We start from the raw sequence: 23,224 nt of genomic DNA, 5'->3' as shown, positions 1-23,224 counted from the left end.
TGTAATTTCTTCTCCTATACCCTTATACCCCTATACCCATACACCCCTTTTAACAACATCTATACTGGATTTAATAATCCTAATACCAAAATGGTGTGAGCAATGTGTGGAATCGTCGGGTATATCGGCACTCAAGCAGCAACAGAAATTTTACTGTCTGGACTGGAAAAACTAGAGTATAGAGGCTACGATTCTGCCGGAATCGCCACAATTTGGGAAGGGGAAGTTAATTGTGTTAGAGCAAAAGGAAAACTACATAACCTGCGTTCTAAACTCGAACAGCTAGAAAATCCGGCTCAAATTGGCATTGGTCATACTCGCTGGGCTACTCATGGTAAACCAGAAGAGTACAATGCTCATCCCCATTTGGATACAGCATTACGTATTGCGGTAGTTCAAAATGGCATTGTGGAAAATTACCGCGAGTTACGGGAAGATTTAAAACAAAAAGGACATGAGTTTCGTTCGGAAACTGATACAGAAGTAATTCCCCATCTGATTGCAGAATTATTAAAAAATCCGGCGTTAAATTTTTTAGATGCAGTGCGTCAAGCTGCTAATCAACTAGAAGGTGCATTTGCGATCGCAGCTATTTCGGCTGACTATCCTGATGAATTAATTGTAGTGCGCCAACAAGCACCATTAGTAATTGGATTTGGACAAGGTGAATTTTTCTGTGCTTCCGATACCCCGGCGATCGTTGCATATACCCGCGCCGTCTTACCCTTAGAAAATGGAGAAATTGCCCGCCTCACACCATTAGGCGTGGAGATTTACAACTTTGCTGGCGAGAGGTTGAAAAAACAACCCCGAATGCTCAACTTGAGTCCCACAATGGTTGAAAAGCAGGGATTCAAACACTTCATGCTCAAAGAAATTTACGAGCAACCAGGAGTGGTAAGAGCTAACTTAGAAGCATATTTTCATAATTCCAGTGATGCGTCTGTGTCGCCTATTCACCTCGGCTTATCTGAATCACTTTACGCAGATTTAGAACAAATTCATATCGTCGCCTGTGGTACAAGTTGGCACGCAGCCTTAGTTGGCAAACACTTATTAGAACAATTAGCAGAAATTCCCACCCAAGTACACTACGCTTCGGAATATCGCTATGCACCATCACCACTAACACCAAATACCTTAATTATTGGTGTTACCCAATCTGGTGAAACTGCTGATACTTTGGCAGCTTTAGCAATGGAAAAAGAACGCCGCCAAGGTCAAGAGGCGAAATATCAAGCGCGACTTTTAGGGATTACCAACCGCCCAGAAAGTAGCCTTGGCCACATGGTTCCTAATATTATTAGTACCTTAGCAGGGATAGAAATTGGCGTAGCAGCGACAAAAACATTTATTGCCCAATTGATGGCGTTTTATGCTTTAGCCTTAGATTTAGCTGCCCGTCGTCAAACAATTCCCAAAGAAACTATAGAGCAAATTATTAACGGACTGCGACAAATTCCTCAAGAAATTGAAGAAACATTGGCAAGCCAAGAACGTTTAACCGAACATTTAGCCCACGAATTTGCTGATACTCAAGATTTCATCTTTTTGGGTAGAGGAATTAACTTCCCCATTGCCTTAGAAGGGGCTTTGAAATTAAAAGAAATTAGCTATATTCACGCCGAAGGTTATCCGGCTGGAGAAATGAAACACGGCCCCATTGCATTATTAGATGCGAAAGTTCCGGTGGTGGCGATCGCAGTTCCAGGTAGTGTGTATGAAAAGGTAATTTCTAACGCCCAAGAAGCCAAAGCCAGAGATTCGCGGTTAATTGGTGTGACTCCTGTAAAAGATGGCGAAGCAGCAGAAATATTTAACGACTTGCTCCCGGTTTCATCAGTCGATGAATTACTATCGCCCATTCTTACAGTTGTACCTCTGCAACTATTGGCTTATCACATCGCCGCCCGTCGCGGTTTAGATGTTGACCAGCCTCGGAATTTAGCAAAATCAGTGACTGTGGAATAAATTTATTGTGGTTTTCTTGAAGTAATATTTGTAGAGTAGATGAAATAATTTCTAGGTGTGATTATCATATCACATCTAGAAATGGGTAGTAGTGCATAGTAATGATTTAGCTTCTGAGATGCTCATTGTAGTGGTGAACAAAATACAAAATTGCTTGAGTTGTATTTAGTACATAGTACATAGCTTTTGTCTTGAACCAGACTTCCTGATTCTATGATTACTATGCACTACTAACAACAGGAACATATCAAACAACAACTGCCTCTGCGATCGCACCTTGCATTCTCCCCATTGCATCAATCAAACTTTGCAATTGTTGGTCTGCTTTCATCACAGCTAAACCGCGTACTGTGACTTTACCAGGAGAGTAAACAAAGCGCGTTTTTAAATGTTCTGGTAAGTTGGCTGCAAGTAAATTCCAAGCAGGTTCTTCCATTGGTGTTTCTAAAATTACGTGTTGTTTATTTTCTGGTTTAATCCGGCTAAATCCTAATTTTTTCGCTACTTGTTTTAGTTCCATGACGCGCAAAAGTTGATTGGCGGGAACGGGTAAAGTACCATAGCGATCGCTCCATTCTGCTGCAATCTGCGTGAGTTCTTCTTTTGATTTCGCCGCCGCTACTGCACGGTACGCACTCATCTTTTGATCAATATCGGGAATATAATCGGCTGGAATGAATGCAGTGAGGTTAAGGTCAATTTGCGTATCATCAACTTGGGGTATTTCTTGACCGCGAATTTCTCGAATCGCCTCTTCTAACATTTCCATGTACAAATCAAAACCGATCGCATCCATTTGACCAGATTGTTCTGCACCTAGCAAGTTACCCACGCCCCTGATTTCCATATCGCGCATCGCCAATTGATAGCCGGAACCGAGTTGGGTAAATTCTTGTATTGCCCGTAACCTTTGCCGTGCCGCATCAGATAGTGTGCGCTGCTTGGGATAAAATAACCAAGCATGGGCTTGAATACCTGCACGTCCCACACGACCGCGCAATTGGTATAGTTGCGATAATCCAAAACGGTGCGCGTCTTCAATTAAGATGGTGTTAACGCGGGGAATATCTAATCCAGATTCAATAATTGTTGTACATACCAAGATGTCTGCTTCACCATTGCTGAAGGTGAGCATGGTTGATTCTAACTCGCTTTCGTCCATCTGACCGTGAGCGATCGCAAATCTACCACCCGGTATCATCTCGCGCAATTTGGCGGTTGTTTCTTCAATTCCTTCAACTCGCGGGACAACATAAAACACTTGTCCGCCTCGGTCTAGTTCTTGGCGAATTGCACTGCGGACTGTTTCGGGATTCAACGGTGAAAGGTGAGTTTGAATTGGTCGTCGGGTTGGGGGTGGTGTGGTAATCAAACTCATCTCGCGTATCCCCGATAAGGACATATACAAGGTACGGGGAATGGGTGTGGCGGAAAGCGTCAACACGTCAACCTGAGTTTTCAAAGATTTGATTTTCTCTTTTTGATTTACCCCAAATCTTTGTTCTTCATCCACCACCAACAAACCTAAGTCGCGGAATGATACGCCTTTACCTAAAAGTTGGTGTGTACCCACAACGATATCTAACTCACCCGTTGCTAATCGCTTTTGAATATTGCGGCGTTCTTCAGCAGTACGGAAGCGGTTGAGTAAGCCGACATTCACAGGGTAAGGGGCAAAGCGTTCTTTGAGAGTGTGGTAGTGTTGCTGGGTAAGGATGGTAGTTGGTGCTAAGAGTGCGACTTGTTTACCAGCAGTCACAGCTTTGAAAATAGCGCGGATTGCAACTTCGGTTTTACCAAAACCAACGTCACCACAGACTAACCGATCCATTGGCCGATCGCTTTCCATGTCCCGTTTGACATCTTGGACGGCTTTTAACTGGTCAGTAGTAGGTTGATAGGGGAAAGAATCTTCCATTTCCTCTTGCCAAGGCATATCGTGAGGAAAGGCAAAACCTTGTTGTTGCGATCGCGCGGCATATAATTTCAGCAAGTCTACCGCTAATTTCTTGATGGCTTTACGGACGCGGTTCTTGGTATTGTCCCAAGCCTTCCCAGTCATTTTGTGTAGTTCTGGGGCTTTATCGCCTGTGGCGCGGAACCTTGATAAAGAACCAACTTGGTCAGCCGCCACCCGCAACAAGCCATCAGCATACTGTACGACGATGTAATCGCGGGTTTCATCGTTAATCGTCAAACTTTCCAGCTTGACGAATTTACCAATCCCGTGGCTTCTGTGAACTACATAATCTCCCGGACGCAATTTATTAGGGTCAACTTGCTTAGAAGCAGCCTTACGACGCTTGCGGATATATCCTGGCGTGGCGAGGGAATGCTGACCATAAAATTCGCGGTCGGTGACAATAACTAAACGGAAAGTTGGCAGAATAAACCCTTCCAGTTCCGCCAAACCAGAGTATTTTAAGGCGACAGGGGTATGGTTAATTTGCAGCTTTTCAATCGCTTGGTAGTCGCGCGGGTTGGGGATAAACTGCGCCGGACAGTCATGTTCTTGGAGTAAGGAGACAGAACGGGAAGGTTGGGCAGAAATTAGCCAGATGGAAAAATTGCGATCGCGTTCTTGTCGTAATGTTTCCGCCAACTTACCAAACTGATGCGGTGTCACAGGTACAGACCGACTAGCTAAATTAATCCCGTTGTTTTCCTCGGCGATTTCCGATAAATAAACAGTGGGAAATTGCGTCAGTTCCGCCAGACAATCATCAAAAGACCGATGAATTTTCGGCAATTGCAGAGAACCTAAATCTAATTCCCCAGTTCCCAGCGACCATTGTTCTTCGGCATTTTCCACCCAGCGATCGCTATGGGCGTGACACTGTTCTGGTTCGTCAATGGCAATTAAAGTATTTTCAGGCAGATAATCTAAAACCGACGCTGGTTTATCAAAAGCTAGACCCAAAAATCTGCGACTTCCTTCTAAAACTCCCGATTCTTCCGTTGCAAGTTCTGATTCATTCTTTAACTCAGCACTCAGCACTTGGAACTCAGCATTATCTTTGAGTGAGTCCAAAATTATGGGAGTGAAACTAGTCGGTGTCAGCACAACCTGAGCTATTTTGTCAAGTGCAGAACGCTGGGTTGACGGGTCAAATTCTCTGATTTGCTCAATTTCGTCGCCAAACCATTCCAAGCGCACAGGCAATTCTGACGAGACGGGGAAAACATCGACAATATCACCTCGACGGCTCCATTGACCTTCTGTTTCTACCAAAGGTACTCGCTCATAACCCAAGGTAGTAATTTTGGTACTGAAAGTATTCAGGTCAAATTCCATCCCTTTAGTCAAAGTCAGGCTTAGAGGTGTAAAAGCCTCTGGCGGCGGCAAATGGGGCTGTAACGCTCCCGTCGTAGCAACCACCGCTATAGTTTTATTTTGACCGTTTACTGTTGACTGACCCTTCACCAAATCCGCCAAAACCTGCATTTGTCCCCAGGTCATTTCCGTTTCGGGGTCAAACGGTTCGTAAGGGGATGCTTCGGAAGTGGGGTAGAAATGTACTGTTGACCAGCCCATCGCCTCTAATTGAGCGTAGGCGCGTCCGGCTTCTTCTAGGGTGGCACAGACGACAAATAAATTCCTTCCTGAATTTTGTGCTAATGCCGATGCTACCAAACCCTTGGGTAGACGGGGAATACCATTTAAGCGTAAATCTTGTTGCCGATTGAGCTTAGAAAGTAGTTCTGTGGTGAGTGGCGATCGCGCCAAGGCACGCACAATCGAAGAAAATGCCATAAGTTCTACTAGAGGTGGAAGTCTTCAGTGATAAGAAAATCTATAGGTAGTTTATGTTCACTATTTTAAATGGGTTTACACTCCACTTATTACTTCTGTGGAAGAATGAGGAAGTATGAAATATGAAGTATAAAGTATGAAGTATATGCCTATAGTCAGAGAATTTAGACATTTTCCCAGGTTAAATTCTGCGATTAGTAGTACTTTAACCTTCTACCTCCGAGTCTAGATTTTATTCTTGAGTCTTTTGCCTTTTTTGGTGAAAGCACACATCTCAGAACTTTAATAACGTTTAATACTAGATACTAGGGGTTAAGCATAGTTCGCTCCCTATTGCGGCAAATCCAAACATGTCCTCTATCACTTCTGAAATTTTAATCATTTTGGTACTAATTATTGCCAACGGGATCTTCTCGATGTCGGAGATGGCTGTTGTCTCAGCGCGGAAGGTCAGGCTTCAGCAGCTTGCTAATCAAGGAGATGCTAACGCCAGAGCAGCATTGAAACTAGCAGAGTCTCCCAATAACTTCTTATCTACCGTTCAAGTCGGAATTTCCTTGATTGGTATCCTGACTGGTGCTTTTGGGGGAGCGACAATTGCTAATCGTCTGGCAGTATATGTAAAACTGATCCCCTTGTTAGCTCCTTACAGCGAACCAATATCTTTTGGGATAGTCGTTTTAATTATTACGTATTTATCTTTGATCATCGGGGAATTAGTGCCGAAGCGTTTGGCATTAAACAACCCAGAGAGAATTGCAGCGTTTGTGGCGATACCAATGCGGGCTTTAGCAGCTATAGCTTCCCCAGCAGTGCATTTATTGAGTGCTTCTACAGAATTGGTATTACGAATTTTAGGGATCACTCCTTCAGAAGAACCGCAGGTAACTGAAGAAGAAATTAAAATCTTGATTGAACAAGGTACAGAAGCGGGAACCTTTGAAGAAGCAGAACAAGATATGGTAGAACGGGTGTTTCGTTTAGGCGATCGCCCCGTCAGTTCTTTTATGACACCCCGCCCTGATATCATCTGGCTAGACTTAGAAGACACCGCCGAAGAAAACCGTCAAAAAATGACTGAAAATGGTTATTCCCGGTATCCAGTTTGTCAGGGAGGACTTGATAATGTCTTGGGGATCATCCCTGTCACCGATTTACTCGCTCGCAGTTTTCGGAATGAAGCTTTAGATTTAACAGTGGGTTTGCGTCAACCTGTATTTGTCCCCGAAAGCACCCGTGGCTTAAAAGTGTTGGAGTTATTTAAGCAAACTATCACCCACATGGCCATTGTCGTAGATGAATACGGCGTAATTCAAGGATTAGTCACCCTTAACGACATCATGAGCGAAATCGTCGGTGATGTTCCCGCAGATCCCGGAGAAGATGAACCCCAAGCAGTGCAACGCGAAGATGGTTCCTGGCTACTAGATGGAATGTTACCCGTAGACGAATTTTTTGAACTATTTGAGATGGAAGAATGGGAATCTGACGAACGCGGTAGCTATCAAACCTTGGGAGGCTTTGTCATTACCCATTTAGGCCGCATCCCCGCCGCCGCCGATCATTTTGAATGGGAAGGGATGCGAATCGAAGTTATGGATATGGATGGTAATCGAGTCGATAAAGTGCTAGTTGTCCCGATGATTGATAAAGCAGAGGTGAAGAAAGAATCTGAGTAGAGGTTAGTGGCTAGAGGTTACAGGTTACAGGTTACAGGTTATAGGTTACAGGTTAAGTTGTTACATTAGTTCCTAGCCTCTAGTCTCCAGCCCCTAACCTCTAACTTCTAAGATTGAGATAATCGCTTCACTTCTTCACCGCCTAACATTTCATGGGCTTTTGCCAAAATTTGGGGAATTTTCTGGGCTTGGGGACTCAAGGTAAGACATTGGCGTAAATCTAATTCGTGGAGTTTATCTGCTTTGTTTCCTGGAAACCAATGACTAGCATTACCCATGAGGTTGTAACGAGTTTTGGCATAGTCTATCAAATCGTAAGCATGGGCTAAATTCCATAACCACAAAATCATTGGGATATTGATACCGCCGGGAGTGTGTTCCCAAGTGGGTAAGTTGAGATGCCAAGTTTTTACCCAATCTTCGCCGAGAGTAGCGATTGCTTCTTCTTCTAGTCTCGCTAAAATTGGCGGTAAAATTTCGCAAGATTCATCTAATAACGCTAATGTCTTTAAGTGTTCATCGAAATCTTGGGGTTTGGCTGCACCTAAACTCAAGGTATGCACCTGCGAATGACTCAGACAAAACAAGTCATTAAACACCATCGGACTCAACGGCGCACAAAGATTCACTAATTTTTGTGGTGGTTTATATAACTTTCCACCTTTATCAGAAGGACTAATAATAAACACACCCATATCCAGGCGAGTAGCAGCTAAAATAGCAGGCCAATTCCATTGATTAATGTAGTACCAATGCAGATTTACATAATCAAATTGATTGGTATTAATTGCCTGCACAATTAAATCTGTAGCACCGTGGGTAGAAAAACCAATAAATCTGACTTTACCCTCAGCTTGTAATTGTCTGGCAACATCCAAACAACCACCAGGACGAATACCATAGTCTAGTAACTCAGTATTATTTATTCCATGCAAACTAAACAAGTCTACATAATCTAACTGAAGATACTGGAGTGATTTTTCAAATGTTTTGCGAAATTCTTTGGCATCAGCTACAGGTGAAACTTTAGTTTGGACAATTAATTGTTCTCGCGGAAACTTGGGCAGAATTTTACCCAATTGCATTTCGGAGCTACCATAACCACGAGCAGTTTCAATATGATTAATACCGAGTTCGATTGCTCTGTGAATTGTGGCTTCGAGATTTTTCTGGTTATCTGAAGGAATATCTGGCCAAGCAACATCTTGCCATTTGAACTGATATCTCATGCCGCCGCAAGAAAACACCGGCATCTGTAATTCTGTGCGTCCAAATCTTCTGTATAGCATTAGTGGATTGTGGATTTTTGGTATCAAGTCTCAGTTAAGCGATCGCTATATCTATTTTTAAGTCCTGACACTGGTAATATCCATCGAGCCATAAAATTAGTCAGGTGTTTGGTTGTCAGATAGCGAAGTGTTTTCAGTCCCACAAGACTAATTACCACATCCTGCCCACTACTAGCAAGTGATTTTCAACTCAAAAACATCCCATTATTTAGGGACAAGGGAGACAAGGAAGACAAGGAAGACATGGGGGATAATACTTTTCTTTGGTCAATAAATTAGATAATTTATTTTTTGGATTAACTGTTTTATTTCTAACTATCTACTTCTACGCAAGAAATTAGACCAACATATCTCAAGGATTTGTTAGTCTAAATCTTTAAAAACCAACTATTTCAGCAATTGCTTATTGTTCTATCTAATTACGGTATTTGCACCCAGTTTCTATCTGCTATTATGCAACTTTATTACAGATGAATCACACATCAATTAATATCTTTCGTAGTGACCAGGAACCCAACGCCGACCGCGTGGTGTTCTTTCCCAGTGTGCTGGAATCCATCTCTGACGAACAACTTTGCGGACAACAGGTTTACGTACAACAACAGTTCTGTGGTTATCACGTCTGATAATCACTGGTGCTGCTGATGCTTGGGTTTGCACAGCAAATATTGAAAGTGGTAACGCTACTAAAGCTCCAGCAAGAATACGTTTTATCATCATCTTGATATCTCCTGAAGTTTCTTTTGGTTGAGTTATCTACAGCCTTATTGAAAAATTTGTAAATTACACCCATAATCAAAGTATTTATACTGTTAATTTAGGTATAAACTATTTTTCAAATCTCAATAAGATTGCTGATTAACTTTCATATTTAGTTTAGAAAACTCCGCAGAAATTCGGATGTGAAAAAAGTCGTGATTATAAGGTGACTAAAGTCATAAACAAATACGGATTCAGTTAAGAAAGTTTTCCTGTAGAGATGAGTGAACAGTAAAAGATAAAAAATGATTTACAAACATCTTTCTCCCTTGTCTCTTCCGTTCCTATATCCAAATCGCCATCACTCAAAAAAATACGGGGATAAGCCTAAGCCTATCCCCATTTTTCAGATATCAGAAATTAGCATTTACGAAGTCGCATTTTGTAACTCAGCAGTGCGTACTGATAGCTGTTGTGTTTGAGTACCTCTTTGGATTTTTACTTGTAAGGCTTGACCAAGGTTGCTATTTTCCACAAAGTTTTGCAGCTGTTCAGCATTGGTAATAGCTTGGCCATCTATTTGCAGGATGACATCACCACGGCGAATACCAGCTTTAGCGGCTGGGGAATTGGGGACAACTCGCATCACTAAAACTCCATTCACTTCTGGAATTTCAAATGTAGAGTTGGGGTCACTGTTATTTTGTTTCGCTAATTCTGGGGTTAATGTGACCATCTGCACACCTAAATAGGGGTGAGCAACTTTACCATCTCTTTCCAGTTGTGTGGCGATCGCTTTAGCTTTATCAATGGGAATCGCAAAACCAATACCCATCGCATCAGCACGAATCGCAGTGTTAATCCCAATCACTTCGCCACGTTCATTCAACAACGGCCCACCAGAGTTACCAGGGTTAATGGCTGCGTCAGTTTGAATGAAGTCTAGGCGTTTATCCGAAATTCCCACTTGGGCGCTAGAACGCTTGAGGGTGCTGACAATACCTAAAGTCACTGTGTTATCAAAACCTAAAGGATTACCAACTGCGATCGCCCAGTCTCCCACTTGTACAGCATTAGAAGAACCTAAAGGTGCAACGGGTAAATCTTTCCCAGCGTTAATTTTGACAACCGCTAAATCTGTCACTTCGTCAATACCTTGAACTTTGCCATCAAAGGTACGACCATCCTTGAGGCGGACTGTAACTCTATCGGCTTTATCTACAACGTGGGCATTAGTTAAAATCAAACCACTTTTATCAATAATGAATCCCGAACCTAAACCACGCATCTGTTCTGGTGGTAATTGTTGAGAATAAGCATCACCAAAAAACTGCCGGAAAAATGGGTCTTCCAAAAATGGGTCAACACGACGGCGCGTAATTGTACGTTCCGTGTCAATTCTCACCACTGCTTGTCCGACGCGATTCACCGCCGCAGTCACAAAACTACTATTACCGATAGCAGCAGTCGCTGGTGATTGTTTTTGGGCTATCAGTTCTGGTGTATCACCAACCTTCACTGAACTGGGTGCAGGTTCCGCTTGGGAAGGTAACACCCGCAAAGTGCTAACTGTGAGCAAAACTCCCAAAAATATGGCGAAAATATGGGTACTAAGTCTACGTATAGAAAGGGTTATTTTGGACAATCGCATAATCACAACCTAAATTTAACAAGCCGAATTTTTGCTTAGTCGTGACAAATCTATCTAAAGTTATTTTTACAGCTAGGATGAAATTCCTGTGTACTAACTTTATTGTTACTGCTTTAGATACTCCATACGGGTGCTAAAGCATGGTATAGGCTACCTGTAATTTAAATTAATTGAAAATTTCCCTTGAAAGCTATTACGGAGATTTACCCTATAGAGGTTCGGATATCACCAGGATTTACGCACAAAGATTGTCTGTGGAAGTTGGGTATTGGATGATTGCATATTGCTGCTATCGGTTCTAATTCCGTCACTCAGACAGTCAACTCTGGATTGACAAAGCTTTCAGGCATCAGTCAGCGATAATAGTTAGTAATTCTTTGGTCGGAGTAATTTTGTGATGACTGAACTACTGGAAAAAGTAATCGCCCAACTAAAAGCTCTACCAGCTGACGAACAAGATGCGATCGCGGTTCGTCTTTTAGCTGAAATGGAAGATGAACGCAAATAGAAAGCTCAGTTTGAATCTACGACAGATGCTCAGTGGGAGCGAATAGCTGACATGGTACGACAGGAAATTGCTGCTGGAGATATCACCCCTTTAGATGAGGTTTTTCCCTCTGAGTCTGAGTTATGCAATCTGGCGCTCAGATCCCTATCACAATAGTCTTCAGTTCAAACAAGTTAGCCAACGTCAACCAATTTATTCAGCTCGCGTAAGTTTAGACTATCGAGTCCTCGGTTTGTTGGAAGATAATCACATTTATTGGTTTTGGATTGGCACACATACAGAGTATGAAGAGTTACTTCATCGGTTATAGCACCCACCATCAACTTCATAGGAAAGTTACCGAGGTTGACGAAAATTTTTCTAACTACAATTTCCTACTGCGATCGCTCCTCAGAGTAAATAGAAATAACACCTACTCACCCCTCTAGGCTAGGATCTTAGTACTGCCAGTGCTTTAATACCATGAATGGATCAAACCGATTAAAGTCCGAATCCTTGTCTATCTCTCAGTCAACCGAACAAATCCACTCCCATGATATAGATCATCATGAGCATGGAGAGTCCCATCATTCTCATGTTCATAGTGAAGAGTCTTTACGCAAAATTGTCAATCGGTTGTCACGCATAGAAGGACATATTCGCGGTATTAAAACAATGGTGCAACAAAGCAGTCCCTGTCCGGATGTATTATTGCAGATTGCCGCAGTTCGGGGCGCGTTAGATCGAGTTGCCCGCATTGTCTTAGATGAACACTTAACTGAGTGTATTGCCAGAGCAGCCAAAGACGGCAATATAGATGTTGAAATTGAGCAATTAAAAGCAGCTTTAGATCGATTTATGCCTTAATCTGTCTTTCGCCGTTAGTCAGGTTGGGAAAAAACTGAAATTTCAAGCTTGTTACAAATCTCAATATATTCTGACTGCCAAGAATTTTCTGTCAGCGAAAATTAATAACTCAATAAAAATTCATCTTTTTGGGTTCAAGTATATATCTTGGGACTGACGCAGGAAGACGGAAAATCAAGGGTTTTGGGAAGAGTGTCAGGGCAAAATCAAGTCAAAAGTCAGAGAATGTTTGACTTTGAACTTTTAACTTTTGACTTCCCTATAGAAGTCTACTTATTCAAAACCCTTACATCCCACACCTTTTCACCCTGAAACCCCATCATTAGTGAGTGAATTACAGCCGTAAGTCTTGCCGTAGTGCTGCAATTAACAAGCATAACTGCGGTTATTTTTTAAGAAATGATTAATATATGCGGCTGTGCAAGTTTTCGTGGTGTACGTTAGCGCATATATTTTGCAACAGTTTATACTTCAATTCTTACCGAATAATTTTTCGGGTATTTAGCTATGGACTTACATCAGCATCTTTAAACAAGACTTGCTGGTTATGAATTACATAACTAAATTTACAGTATGAACTATAAGTGTCTGCTGAATTATGCTTGAAGGCCGTTGCAGTGAAGCTTTACAACTTCTTTAAGGCAGATAAAACAACCGTTACAAGAGGTTAATTTCACTACGATGGGATTTTTTGTATTAACTATATGGAAGACAAATGTCAGAAAACGTTGACTTTTGCAACATTTCTTTAGATAATTTGAGGGTATGTAGCGTCAAAATGAAATTAGTTCCGTATAGCAAAATACAAAACCCTAGCTACAAGTCTAATCTCTGTCATGTTTGTTTCCCATGATAAGTGGGAATACTATCTACGTATAAATGTGTGAGAACAAATCATGAGTGTGAATACGGTGCCCTCTATCAATTACTACTCTCTAGATGTAATCCAAGACGAAGCACGCCGACTGGTGCAGAAGGGGATGGTTAGCCGACAACAGCCAATATATACACTCTGCCAATATATCCCTGCAAGAGAGTGGGTGTGCGTTGAATGTGAGTTGGAAAAATGCGATTTTCTATTGCGCGATCGCATTGGCGACCTCATTGGTCGTGAACAATGGGACAATGACTAATCAGTCTATGATTTCGGATTTTGGATTGGGAGTATATTTTTTAGATGTTTAACTTGGACACAGAAAAGTCTACCGCCCACTTCACTGAAGCTATAGCTATAGTCTCTAGTTTTTTACTACAAATATTCCCTGATCCAGAGTCTTCTATTATTTTTCTTGGCAAATAAAGATTGCAGAACAATTAAAGTTTGATTTAAACAACTTTTCTCAGCAGCATTGACGAAATCATAGCCTAGAGTGAATTTATCAAGAAAAGTTGTTGCGTAAATCCACTTCCAAGACTGTGAATATTTTATTCAAATTAACTTACCGGGGCGGTGTTTTATATCTAACTGCTCCGGTAGTTTTTTTTGAGAGACGGAGTTTAACTTAGAGACAAGGAAGACAAGGAGGAGAGGGGAGACAAGGGAGAGATGTTTGTGAATCATTGAGAATTACTCTGTCACCTGTCACCTGTCACCTGTCACCTGTCACGAGTAGGAAGTAGAGAAAAATATTCTACGGTTTTTACATAGATGTTTTGATATATGAAAAATCGCCAGAACAAGATATTACGTACAAAGCTCATCAAAGCAGCTCACGAATAACCGTAAAGTTTTTGTTACATACTTATAAACTTTACCACCAAGCTAGATTTTTACCTCGATATAATTACTGGTTTTTTTAGCTTTACTAACTTTGGTGGTAGTACCCCGTTTGACTAAAAACGGAGATAGAAGAATATTATTCACAGCTTTTTCTTCAAATAAGTCAAGCAACATTGTCATAGCCAATTCGCCCATTTCTACCATACGTTGACTGACTGTTGTGAGTGGTGGTGTGATGTAACTGGCAAGGGCAATATTATCAAATCCCACAAGGCTCAAGTCTTGCGGGACGGAAATACCTAGTTCTTTACAAGCCAAAAGAGCGCCAACGGCAACCATATCGTTGTAACAAAAAATGCCAGTTACGCCAGCCGCTACTAATTGAGGTAGGAGTTGTTTCCCGATATCAAAATCGCTGATTGTTTGACTGTCTCGCTGGGGAATGGCTACCCAATCTTGATTTGACGGTAACTCTGCTTGAGATAGCGCCAGGTGATATCCTTCTAGGCGTTGTTGGTCTGCTTTGCTACCGTCACCTACTCCTAAATAGCCAATCCGAGTGTGTCCTAAATCTAGGAGATGTTCTACAGCTACACAGCCACCGAAGCGATCATCGATGGCGACGGAGTGAAAGGTTTCGTTGTGATCTTCCGTATCGATGTTAATCAGAACTGTTGGAACAGTCAGTTGGGTTAACTGCTTGTTGTGGTTTTTGCCAATGCGGGAGTCCGCGACTAAAATTCCATCGACTCGGCGGTAGTGAAAATTTTCAATAGCGGCTATTTCTTGCTCAAAATCTCCATGTGACGCATTTAACAACACATTTAAGCCAGCAAGTCTCGCAACTTGTTCAATTCCCTCTACCAGTTCGCCAAAAAAGGGATCAGCGATGGATGTGACAATTACCCCAACGGTATAAGTTCGCTGATTTTGTAAACTTTGAGCGATCGCATTTGGTACATAGTTCATTTCCTGCGCCAGTCTTTTGATTTCTTCCCGCACCTTAGAACTAATCAACGGACTGTCTCGTAAAGCGCGTGAAACCGTGGAATGAGAAACACCTGCTTTGCGAGCAATATCTTCAATGGAAATCTTTCGTTTACTCATGTTCAGCACTATCCTAAGCAACTTAAATAAAATTAACACAAATTTTATGCACAGGTGTGCAAGAATAAAAGACATCAGAAATGCACACCTGTGCATAACATCAGTTTAAACATTAAGAAAATCAGATTTAACAACATTTTCTCCCAAAAGAACCTGTTGCTGAAATTTGAATAAATGCTTGAAGTCTTGAGATTACAGGATTTTCACCAATAGTTACTTAATGCTGAAAGCCTTCAGAACAATATCAGGGATCAATCTAAAATTCATCTAAAAATGTTTGCCGACTTAAGTAAATTTTTTTCACACACAGACTCAACTTTTAGCAAAATCGAAAACAATGACAAATTTTTCAAGTTAAGTCTGAGTAAATATCTATCGTTAGGAGAAAGCAGAAAACAAAAGGCAGAAGGCAAAATTAAAAGATGATTTTAGCTTAGTTAATATTTCTACACATATTTCCGGTTTTACCAGCTTTTTTAAGAGGATGTGGATGAATGTGAAAAAACAGGCGATGGCAGCGACCTTATTAAGTATTGTCAGTGGTACTTTGGTCAGCTGTAGTAATATTTCTCCCAATGGCAACACAGCCATTGACACTGAGGTCAAGAATGTTACTGATATAAATACTCAGTCCAGCGTAGGCGATCGCAATACTAAATTACGATCTGTTGGTGTGACGTTGGGCGATTTAAGTAATCCTTTCTTTGTGGTCATGGCCAAAGGCGCGGAGAAAGAAGCGAAAAAAATTGGTGGTAATGATGTCAGAGTCACCGTTGTTTCTAGCGGATATGACCTAAACCAGCAATTTAATCAAATTGAAAACTTCGTGGCGGCGAATACTGACATTATTATTTTGAATGCGGCTGACAGTAAAGGTATCAGACCAGCAGTTGAGCAAGCCAGAAAAGAAGGCAAGATTGTGATTGCGGTAGACACAGGCGTAGACGCAGAGGTAGATGCTACCGTTACCACCAATAACTTGCAAGCAGGAGAAATTAGTTGTCAATATATTGCCGATCGCCTAAAAGGTAAAGGTAATGTCGTTATAGTCAACGGGCCGCCAGTAGCTTCTGTAATTCAGCGAGTTGATGGCTGCTTAAAAGTTTTAGCCAAATATCCCGATATCAAAATCCTTTCTAAAGACCAGAACGCCGAAGGTAGCCGGGATGGAGGACTGAGAGTTATGAGTGACTTGCTAGTAACTTTCCCCAAAATTGATGCTGTTTTTGCCATCAACGACCCCAGTGGCGTGGGAGTAGATTTAGCCGCCAACCAAGCCAAACGCAAAGAATTTTTCATAGTGGGAGTGGATGGTGCGCCAGAAGCAATTGAAGCGATCGCTGCTAACGATAGCTTATATGCTGCTACCGCCACTCAAAATCCTAGAGGGATGACTGCAACAGCAGTGCAAGTTGGCAACGATATTTTAAACGGCAAAAAACCCACATCACCGGACATTTTGATTCCTGCCAAGTTGATTACGAAAGAGAACGTTAGTACTTCTACTGGCTGGTAGAAGAGGCAGGGGACAAGGGAGACAAGGGAGACAAGGGGGAGAAATATTAACTCAGCACGTACACTTCGACTTCTCCTGTCGGAGACGCTGCGCGAACGCTCAGTGTACAACACTCAGCACTCAGTACTCTCAACTCAGCACTTAATAATCATGACAACAAATATTGAAACTGATTTTCTGCCGGCGGCGACTGCCAACCCTGTACTAGAAATGCAGGGGATTGCGAAACGATTTCATGGTGTTCCGGCTTTGCAAGGTGTAAATTTGACCATTTATCCCGGAGAAGTTCATGCCTTGATGGGTGAAAATGGGGCAGGTAAAAGCACATTAATGAAAATTCTTGCTGGGGCTTACATTGCGGATGAAGGGGAGATTCACATTAATGGTCAACCGGTGAAAATTACCGACCCAGGAACAGCCAGACAAGCGGGTATTAATCTGATTTATCAAGAATTGAACGTCGCACCCAACTTAAGCGTTACCGAAAACATATTTATGGGGAGTGAGTTGCAAAAGGGTCAGTTTTTAGACCGCAAAACGATGGAACTCGAAGCCCAGCAGGTGCTAGATAGTTTGGGAGCGACTTTTACACCACAAACTATTGTGGGTACATTAGCGATCGCGGAACAACAGCAAGTCGAAATTGCCAGGGCGCTGAAAGATAACAGCCGGATTTTGGTGATGGATGAGCCAACAGCCGCCTTATCTGACCGCGAGACGGAACGCTTATTTGAAGTAATTCGCAAACTCCGCAACGATGGCATTGCCATTATTTATATCAGTCATCGGATGGAAGAAATCTATGCGTTGGCTGACCGCATTAGTGTGTTGCGTGATGGTCAATATATTGGCAGTCTGACTCGTGATGAAATTTCGCCCCAGCGATTGGTACAGATGATGGTCGGTCGTTCCATGCAGGACTTTTACGAACATCAACGACAAAAGAATCCTGGTGCAGTAATGCTGGAAGTTAGAAATATTACTGACGGACGCAAAATTCAGCCAACGAGTTTTCAACTGCGGGCTGGTGAAATTTTGGGACTTTCTGGGTTAGTAGGTGCAGGACGGACAGAGGTATCGCGGTTAATTTTTGGTGCCGATCGCAAAGCTAGTGGTGAAGTATTCCTGAATGGCAAGAAATTAGAGATTAATTCGCCCAGTGATGCGATCGCCGCAGGTATTGGCTACGTCCCCGAAGACCGCAAAGACCAAGGTTTATTTCTGGAAATGAGTTCCCGAAAGAATATTGGACTGAATAGACTCAAGCAAGATGCCAACCTTGGCATTGTCAACTGGGGTTCAGTTAATAAGATTGCCACAGAAGCCGTCGAAAACTTCCATATCCGACTAGCTAACTTAGAAATTCGCGCCGTGGATTTATCTGGAGGGAATCAGCAAAAACTCCTGCTGGCGCGGTGGTTAGCCATTAATCCCAGAGTATTAATGCTAGATGAACCAACACGCGGCGTAGATATTGGGGCGAAAAGCGAAATTTACAGAATTATTAGTGACTTAGCCGCCCAAGGAGTCGCAATTTTGATGGTTTCTAGCGAATTGCCAGAAATTGTGGGGATGAGCGATCGCGTTTTAGTTATGCGTGAAGGAAAGTTAGTCGGTGAACTCGACGACAGCCCAGGCAAAGAAATCACCCAAGAAAACATTATGCACTATGCAACTGGAGCATCGGAGGTAACAGCATCATGAGTCAAACCTTAAGACCTGTCAACAATAGACCTAGCCAAAATTCCGCAGCCAGTCGCCGTAAATCCATCAACAACTTTTTGCAAGTTGCTGGTATTTTACCGATTCTTGTCATTATCTGTATTTTATTTTCCCTGCTAAGTCCCAACTTTTTCACAGCAGGTAACGCCGTCAATATCTTACGTCAGGCATCTATTAATATAGTGCTGGCCACAGGAATGACATTTGTGATTCTTACTGGCGGGATTGACCTTTCCGTCGGTTCTATCTTGGCTGTGTCTGCCGTAGTTGCAGTGTTAGTCTCTCTCATTCCGGTCTTGGGTTGGTTAGCTGTTCCGGCTGCTTTACTGACAGGATTATGTTTGGGTTTACTCAACGGTGCATTAATCACCTATTTGGATGTTCCGCCATTTATTGTCACCTTGGGTTCATTAACAGCCTTACGAGGTGCTGCTTATTTGGTAGCCAATGGCACAACAGTTATTAACCGCAACATCAACTTTGCTTGGATAGGTAATAGCTACGTCGGCCCCTTACCTTGGTTAGTTATCCTCGCCTTATTAATTGTGGCTGTGAGTTGGTTTGTCCTGAGACAGACAGTTTTGGGTGTCCAAATATACGCTGTTGGTGGTAACGAACGAGCCGCCAGATTAACAGGTATTAAAGTCAATCGGGTGTTGTTGTTTGTGTATGGCGTAAGTGGGTTGCTGGCAGGTTTAGCCGGAGTAATGAGTGCTAGTCGCCTGTACAGTGCCACAGGGATGTTAGGACAAGGTTATGAACTAGATGCGATCGCTGCCGTCATCCTTGGTGGAACCAGCTTCACAGGCGGTATCGGTACAATTGGCGGCACACTCTTGGGTGCATTAATTATTGCAGTCCTCAACAACGGTTTGACCCTATTAAATATGTCTTACTTCTGGCAACTCGTTGTAAAAGGCTTAGTAATAATTGCCGCAGTCATGATTGATAGACTCCGCAGACGTTCCCGACGTTAGGCACGAGTGCAAAGGTGCAGGGCGAAGAATAGTCAGCACTATCAACTATCCTTCTCCTCTCTGCGCCTCCGCATCTGGGCTTGAATAACTCATCATCTTATTCCCAAACACCAAATACAACCATGACATCTACCACAACTCGTCGTAAATCCAACACCTTCTATGTCATTTTAATTGCCGGTGCTGCTGCCCTCGGTGGCTTTTTGTTCGGGTTTGATACCGCCGTGATTAACGGTGCAGTGGCAGCTTTATCTACAGCTTTTAACGCCAATAGTGTACTAACTGGCCTTGCCGTATCCCTGGCATTGTTAGGCTCGGCGATCGGAGCCTTTTATGCTGGCAAAATTGCCGACCGATATGGCCGAGTCAAAGCAATGGTGGTAGCTTCAGTTTTCTTTACCATCAGTGCTGTTGGTTCCGGGATTGCCTTTGGCATTTGGGATTTTATCTTTTGGCGGGTATTGGGTGGGTTGGCTGTTGGTGCAGCCAGTGTCATTGCCCCGGCTTACATTGCTGAATGTTCCCCTAGTAATTTGCGAGGCAGATTGGGATCTCTGCAACAACTAGCAATTGTCGTGGGAATTTTCATCGCCCTGCTATGTGACTACTTTATAGCAGTATCAGCAGGTTCAGCCGAGTCACCGTTTTTGTTTGGGATAGACGCTTGGCGGTGGATGTTTTGGACGGAAATTCCGCCGGCGGTGTTGTATGGTATGGCTGCTTTAATGATTCCTGAATCACCCCGCTATTTAGTAGCCCAAGGACGAGAACCAGAAGCTGCCAATGTGCTGCATAAAATTATCGGGGGTAACGTCCTCGCCAAAATCGAGGAAATTCGCCAAACAGTAATGCGAGAACGGGAACCACAATTTTCTGACCTTTTACGCCGGAGTGGTGGACTTCTCCCCATAGTTTGGGTGGGTATTGGTATATCTTTACTTCAACAATTCGTCGGTATTAACGTCATTTTTTACTACAGTAGTGTTTTATGGCGGGCTGTGGGCTTTTCCGAAAAAGATTCCCTCTCAATTACAGTAATTACAGGTGCAGTAAATATTATTACTACATTAGTAGCGATCGCCTTCGTTGATAAATTTGGTCGCAAGCCCTTGTTAATTCTAGGGTCAATCGGTATGACCATTACCTTGGGAACAATGGCATCGATTTTCGGCACTGCGCCATTAGATGCTGCTGGCAACCCAAATCTCAATGGTAGTTCAGGTCTTGTCGCGCTTTTAGCTGCCAACCTCTATGTATTTTGTTTCGGTTTCTCCTGGGGGCCAGTCACCTGGGTACTCTTAGGCGAAATGTTTAATAATAAAATTCGCGCCGCAGCACTTTCCGTTGCCGCCGCGATGCAGTGGGTAGCTAATTTCGCTGTTTCCACATCATTTCCTCCCATTCTGCAATATTTCGGCTTGGGCGCAGCCTACGGACTTTATACAACTGCGGCCGCCATCTCATTATTTTTCGTACTATTTTTTATCAAGGAAACCAAAGGTATGGAATTAGAAGATATGTAATTACGCCAGGGAATAGGGAACAGTTTTCAGATTCTCTATTCCCTCCATACCCGAATTTCTCACGTATGGGTGGCGGGTGTGGAGAGAGAGGGGAGTGTGGGGGGAAAGATTTCTTCACCATCCTCCCACACTTCCCACCCCTCCCACCACCCTGGATTTCTCACAAGAGAGAAATCCAGGCATAGCGGTTCTCACTCCAGCCAGAATAATTAACCGCAGATAAAAGCTTTCACATCAATAACCTGTGCTGTTATTGCAGACATATAAATCAGTGAGAAATTAATAGAAAGTGGAGTTTTTAAGTCCAGAGAATCCATCGATTTACACAAAAACTCTGTGAAACTCTCTTTCCTCCGAGTCCTCTGCGCCTCTGTGGTTCGTTCAATTTGTCTCCTTCCTGCCATATCAGTCGAAACCTCTCAAGCTCAAACACAGCCAGAGGTTTCTAATTCGCCATGCAGATTTTTACTCCACAATACGCCATGTTGAAACATCCTTTGTACAGTTTTCTGCTTTTACTTTTAGCCTCTCCAACTGTCTTGGCAGAAACTATAGATAATACTCATACACTGCAAGAACAAGTCACCTCAGTGTCTCAATTTTCTGATGTACAGCCAACAGATTGGGCATTTACAGCCTTGCAGTCATTAGTAGAACGTTACGGTTGTATCGCAGGTTATCCGAATTATACTTATCGCGGTAATCGTGCCTTAACGCGGTACGAATTTGCTGTCGGTTTAAATGCTTGCTTAGACCATATCAATGAGTTAATTGCCACATCTACTAGTGAACTAGTTAACAAAGAAGACTTAGCGGTATTGCAAAAGTTACAGACAGACTTTGCCACCGAATTAAACACCTTACGAGGTCGGATAGATAATTTAGAAGCGCGGACAAACACTTTAGAACAACAGCAATTTTCTACGACCACCAGATTAAATGCTCAAATTATTACGGCTGTGAGCGATACCTTTGGCAATAAAGTAGGTGGTACAAAAGATGAAACTAACCCATTCTTAGCAACTCGCGGTCGTTTGAATTTAGAAAGTAGTTTTACAGGCAAAGATTTACTGCGAGTCCGGTTAGAGTTTGGTAACTTTGCGAATAACAATGGTTCTAGCCAAGTTGCTGCTGCCACAGGTACAGGGATGACACGCTTGAACTTTGATTTTGATAGTAACAATACGCTGTTTGTACCCCATGTTCGTTATTACTTCCCGGTGAGTGATTCGCTCTCTTTTGTAGTTGGCCCTACAGGTATTGGTTATACGGACATTTCCACTACGGTTACACCTCCAACAATTGCTGATGATGGTAATGGAGTACTTTCACTGTTTGGATCATATAGCCCTATATTCCGCAGAGGTGGTGGTGGGGCAGCTGCTAACTGGAATATTACTCAAGACTTGGTGCTGACTTTGGGCTATTTAGCCAGCAGTCCGAATACATCAACCGAGAAAAACGGCTTATTTGATGGCGGTTACAATGCCCTGGCACATTTAGCTTATTACGGTCAAAAAGGTGCTGTGGGTGTAGCTTACTCTCATGGTTATAGCCCTGGTGGAGTAGTTGATCTCACAGGTGGGACGGGAAGTGTTTTAGCAACTTCTCCGTTTGGGAATAGTATTACCACTGCTAACAGTATTGTGGGAATGCAAGGATACTATCGCTTTTCCCCAAATTTCCAGGTACATGCTTGGGGTGGATATATTTGGGCGACTGCCAAAAACTCTGGTTTCAGCGATATTTCTAATGGGCGGGGTAGTACAGATTCTTTGTTTGTCAATAGTGGCGACAATGCTAATGCCTGGTTTGGGGCAATTGGAATGTCATTTCCTGATGTGGGGGGTAAGGGTAATCTCCCAGGAATCATTTTTGGTTTACCACCGCGAGTTGCTTACAGTGATGTCCGTCAAGAAGGAGATAATTCTTACCACATCGAAGCATTTTATCGCTGGCGACTGAACAATAATATATCGGTGACTCCTGGTTTTTGGATGATTCTCAACCCAGAGAACAACCGCAATAATGATACTCAATATGTCGGGGTTGTTCGTACAACCTTTGATTTTTGAACTCAATCATGAACAAACATCTCTCTTTTGAAAGTGCTTAGTGCTGAGTTGAAAGTGCTGAGTAAATATACTAGTCGCTCTTTCAGACTTGGCAAAGAAATAAGTTTCATCAAACTACCTTATCTTCCTTGTCTCCCTTATCCCCGTTGTCTCCCTTGTCTTCCTTGTATTCCTTGTCCCCCTTGTC

At 42.7% G+C, this 23,224-nt stretch carries 16 protein-coding genes; 11 read left to right on the top strand and 5 right to left on the bottom strand.

Going from position 1 to position 23,224, the window contains the following annotated elements:
* Window positions 1-102: 102 nt before the first annotated feature.
* Window positions 103-1,971: a glutamine--fructose-6-phosphate transaminase (isomerizing) gene (glmS, locus tag H6G75_RS09350; RefSeq protein ID WP_190979664.1), complete on the top strand. Its 1,869-nt coding sequence runs from the start codon at window positions 103-105 to the stop codon at window positions 1,969-1,971.
* 247 nt (window positions 1,972-2,218) lie between these two features.
* On the opposite strand, the gene mfd is transcribed toward glmS, so the two are convergent.
* The gene (gene mfd, locus H6G75_RS09345; RefSeq protein ID WP_190979663.1) at window positions 2,219-5,725 is read right to left on the bottom strand and encodes a transcription-repair coupling factor; all 3,507 of its coding nucleotides are present in this window, start codon (window positions 5,723-5,725) and stop codon (window positions 2,219-2,221) included.
* 350 nt (window positions 5,726-6,075) lie between these two features.
* Between mfd and H6G75_RS09340 the strand changes: the two genes are divergently transcribed.
* Entirely contained in the window at window positions 6,076-7,404 is a 1,329-nt protein-coding gene (locus H6G75_RS09340; protein WP_190979662.1) for a hemolysin family protein, read from the top strand.
* A gap of 107 nt (window positions 7,405-7,511) precedes the next feature.
* On the opposite strand, the gene H6G75_RS09335 is transcribed toward H6G75_RS09340, so the two are convergent.
* Window positions 7,512-8,633, bottom strand: coding sequence for an aldo/keto reductase (locus tag H6G75_RS09335; RefSeq protein WP_242051490.1), 1,122 nt, complete (start codon window positions 8,631-8,633; stop codon window positions 7,512-7,514).
* Between H6G75_RS09335 and H6G75_RS33495 the strand changes: the two genes are divergently transcribed.
* Window positions 8,632-8,754 (top strand): hypothetical protein, encoded by a 123-nt coding sequence (locus H6G75_RS33495; protein WP_277884084.1) that lies wholly within the window; start codon window positions 8,632-8,634, stop codon window positions 8,752-8,754. The two genes, H6G75_RS09335 and H6G75_RS33495, sit on opposite strands and share 2 nt — an antisense overlap.
* Window positions 8,755-9,179: 425 nt before the next feature.
* On the opposite strand, the gene H6G75_RS09330 is transcribed toward H6G75_RS33495, so the two are convergent.
* Window positions 9,180-9,413: a hypothetical protein gene (locus H6G75_RS09330; protein WP_242051489.1), complete on the bottom strand. Its 234-nt coding sequence runs from the start codon at window positions 9,411-9,413 to the stop codon at window positions 9,180-9,182.
* Window positions 9,414-9,819: 406 nt separating this feature from the next.
* Complete coding sequence (locus H6G75_RS09325; protein WP_190979660.1) at window positions 9,820-11,043, bottom strand: HhoA/HhoB/HtrA family serine endopeptidase; 1,224 nt, start codon at window positions 11,041-11,043, stop codon at window positions 9,820-9,822.
* 602 nt (window positions 11,044-11,645) lie between these two features.
* Between H6G75_RS09325 and H6G75_RS09315 the strand changes: the two genes are divergently transcribed.
* From H6G75_RS09315 to H6G75_RS09305, 3 genes are all read left to right on the top strand, one after another.
* A complete protein-coding gene (locus H6G75_RS09315; RefSeq protein ID WP_199337783.1) occupies window positions 11,646-11,861 on the top strand; it encodes a hypothetical protein in 216 nt (71 codons plus the stop codon).
* A gap of 152 nt (window positions 11,862-12,013) precedes the next feature.
* Window positions 12,014-12,397, top strand: coding sequence for a metal-sensitive transcriptional regulator (locus tag H6G75_RS09310; RefSeq protein ID WP_190979659.1), 384 nt, complete (start codon window positions 12,014-12,016; stop codon window positions 12,395-12,397).
* Window positions 12,398-13,293: 896 nt separating this feature from the next.
* Window positions 13,294-13,530 (top strand): DUF4327 family protein, encoded by a 237-nt coding sequence (locus tag H6G75_RS09305; protein ID WP_062297131.1) that lies wholly within the window; start codon window positions 13,294-13,296, stop codon window positions 13,528-13,530.
* Between the two features lie 629 nt (window positions 13,531-14,159).
* On the opposite strand, the gene H6G75_RS09300 is transcribed toward H6G75_RS09305, so the two are convergent.
* The gene (locus tag H6G75_RS09300; protein ID WP_242051488.1) at window positions 14,160-15,224 is read right to left on the bottom strand and encodes a LacI family DNA-binding transcriptional regulator; all 1,065 of its coding nucleotides are present in this window, start codon (window positions 15,222-15,224) and stop codon (window positions 14,160-14,162) included.
* Between the two features lie 490 nt (window positions 15,225-15,714).
* Between H6G75_RS09300 and H6G75_RS09295 the strand changes: the two genes are divergently transcribed.
* The 5 genes from H6G75_RS09295 to H6G75_RS09275 all read left to right on the top strand — a co-directional run bounded on the left by H6G75_RS09295 (window position 15,715) and on the right by H6G75_RS09275 (window position 23,037).
* Window positions 15,715-16,740 carry an ABC transporter substrate-binding protein gene (locus tag H6G75_RS09295; RefSeq protein ID WP_190979657.1) on the top strand — a complete coding sequence of 342 codons (1,026 nt, stop codon included), beginning with the start codon at window positions 15,715-15,717 and terminating at the stop codon, window positions 16,738-16,740.
* A gap of 150 nt (window positions 16,741-16,890) precedes the next feature.
* Window positions 16,891-18,444, top strand: coding sequence for a sugar ABC transporter ATP-binding protein (locus H6G75_RS09290; protein WP_190979656.1), 1,554 nt, complete (start codon window positions 16,891-16,893; stop codon window positions 18,442-18,444).
* Window positions 18,441-19,439, top strand: coding sequence for an ABC transporter permease subunit (locus tag H6G75_RS09285; RefSeq protein ID WP_190968003.1), 999 nt, complete (start codon window positions 18,441-18,443; stop codon window positions 19,437-19,439). The genes H6G75_RS09290 and H6G75_RS09285 overlap by 4 nt, the downstream gene beginning before the upstream one ends.
* Window positions 19,440-19,519: 80 nt before the next feature.
* Window positions 19,520-20,962, top strand: coding sequence for a sugar porter family MFS transporter (locus H6G75_RS09280; protein WP_277884083.1), 1,443 nt, complete (start codon window positions 19,520-19,522; stop codon window positions 20,960-20,962).
* 455 nt (window positions 20,963-21,417) lie between these two features.
* Window positions 21,418-23,037 (top strand): iron uptake porin, encoded by a 1,620-nt coding sequence (locus tag H6G75_RS09275; protein ID WP_242051487.1) that lies wholly within the window; start codon window positions 21,418-21,420, stop codon window positions 23,035-23,037.
* Window positions 23,038-23,224 lie beyond the last annotated feature (187 nt).

Source organism: Nostoc sp. FACHB-280, from assembly GCF_014697615.1.
Classification (GTDB): Bacteria; Cyanobacteriota; Cyanobacteriia; order Cyanobacteriales; family Nostocaceae; genus Nostoc_B.
This window is presented reverse-complemented; position numbering and strand designations above follow the sequence as displayed.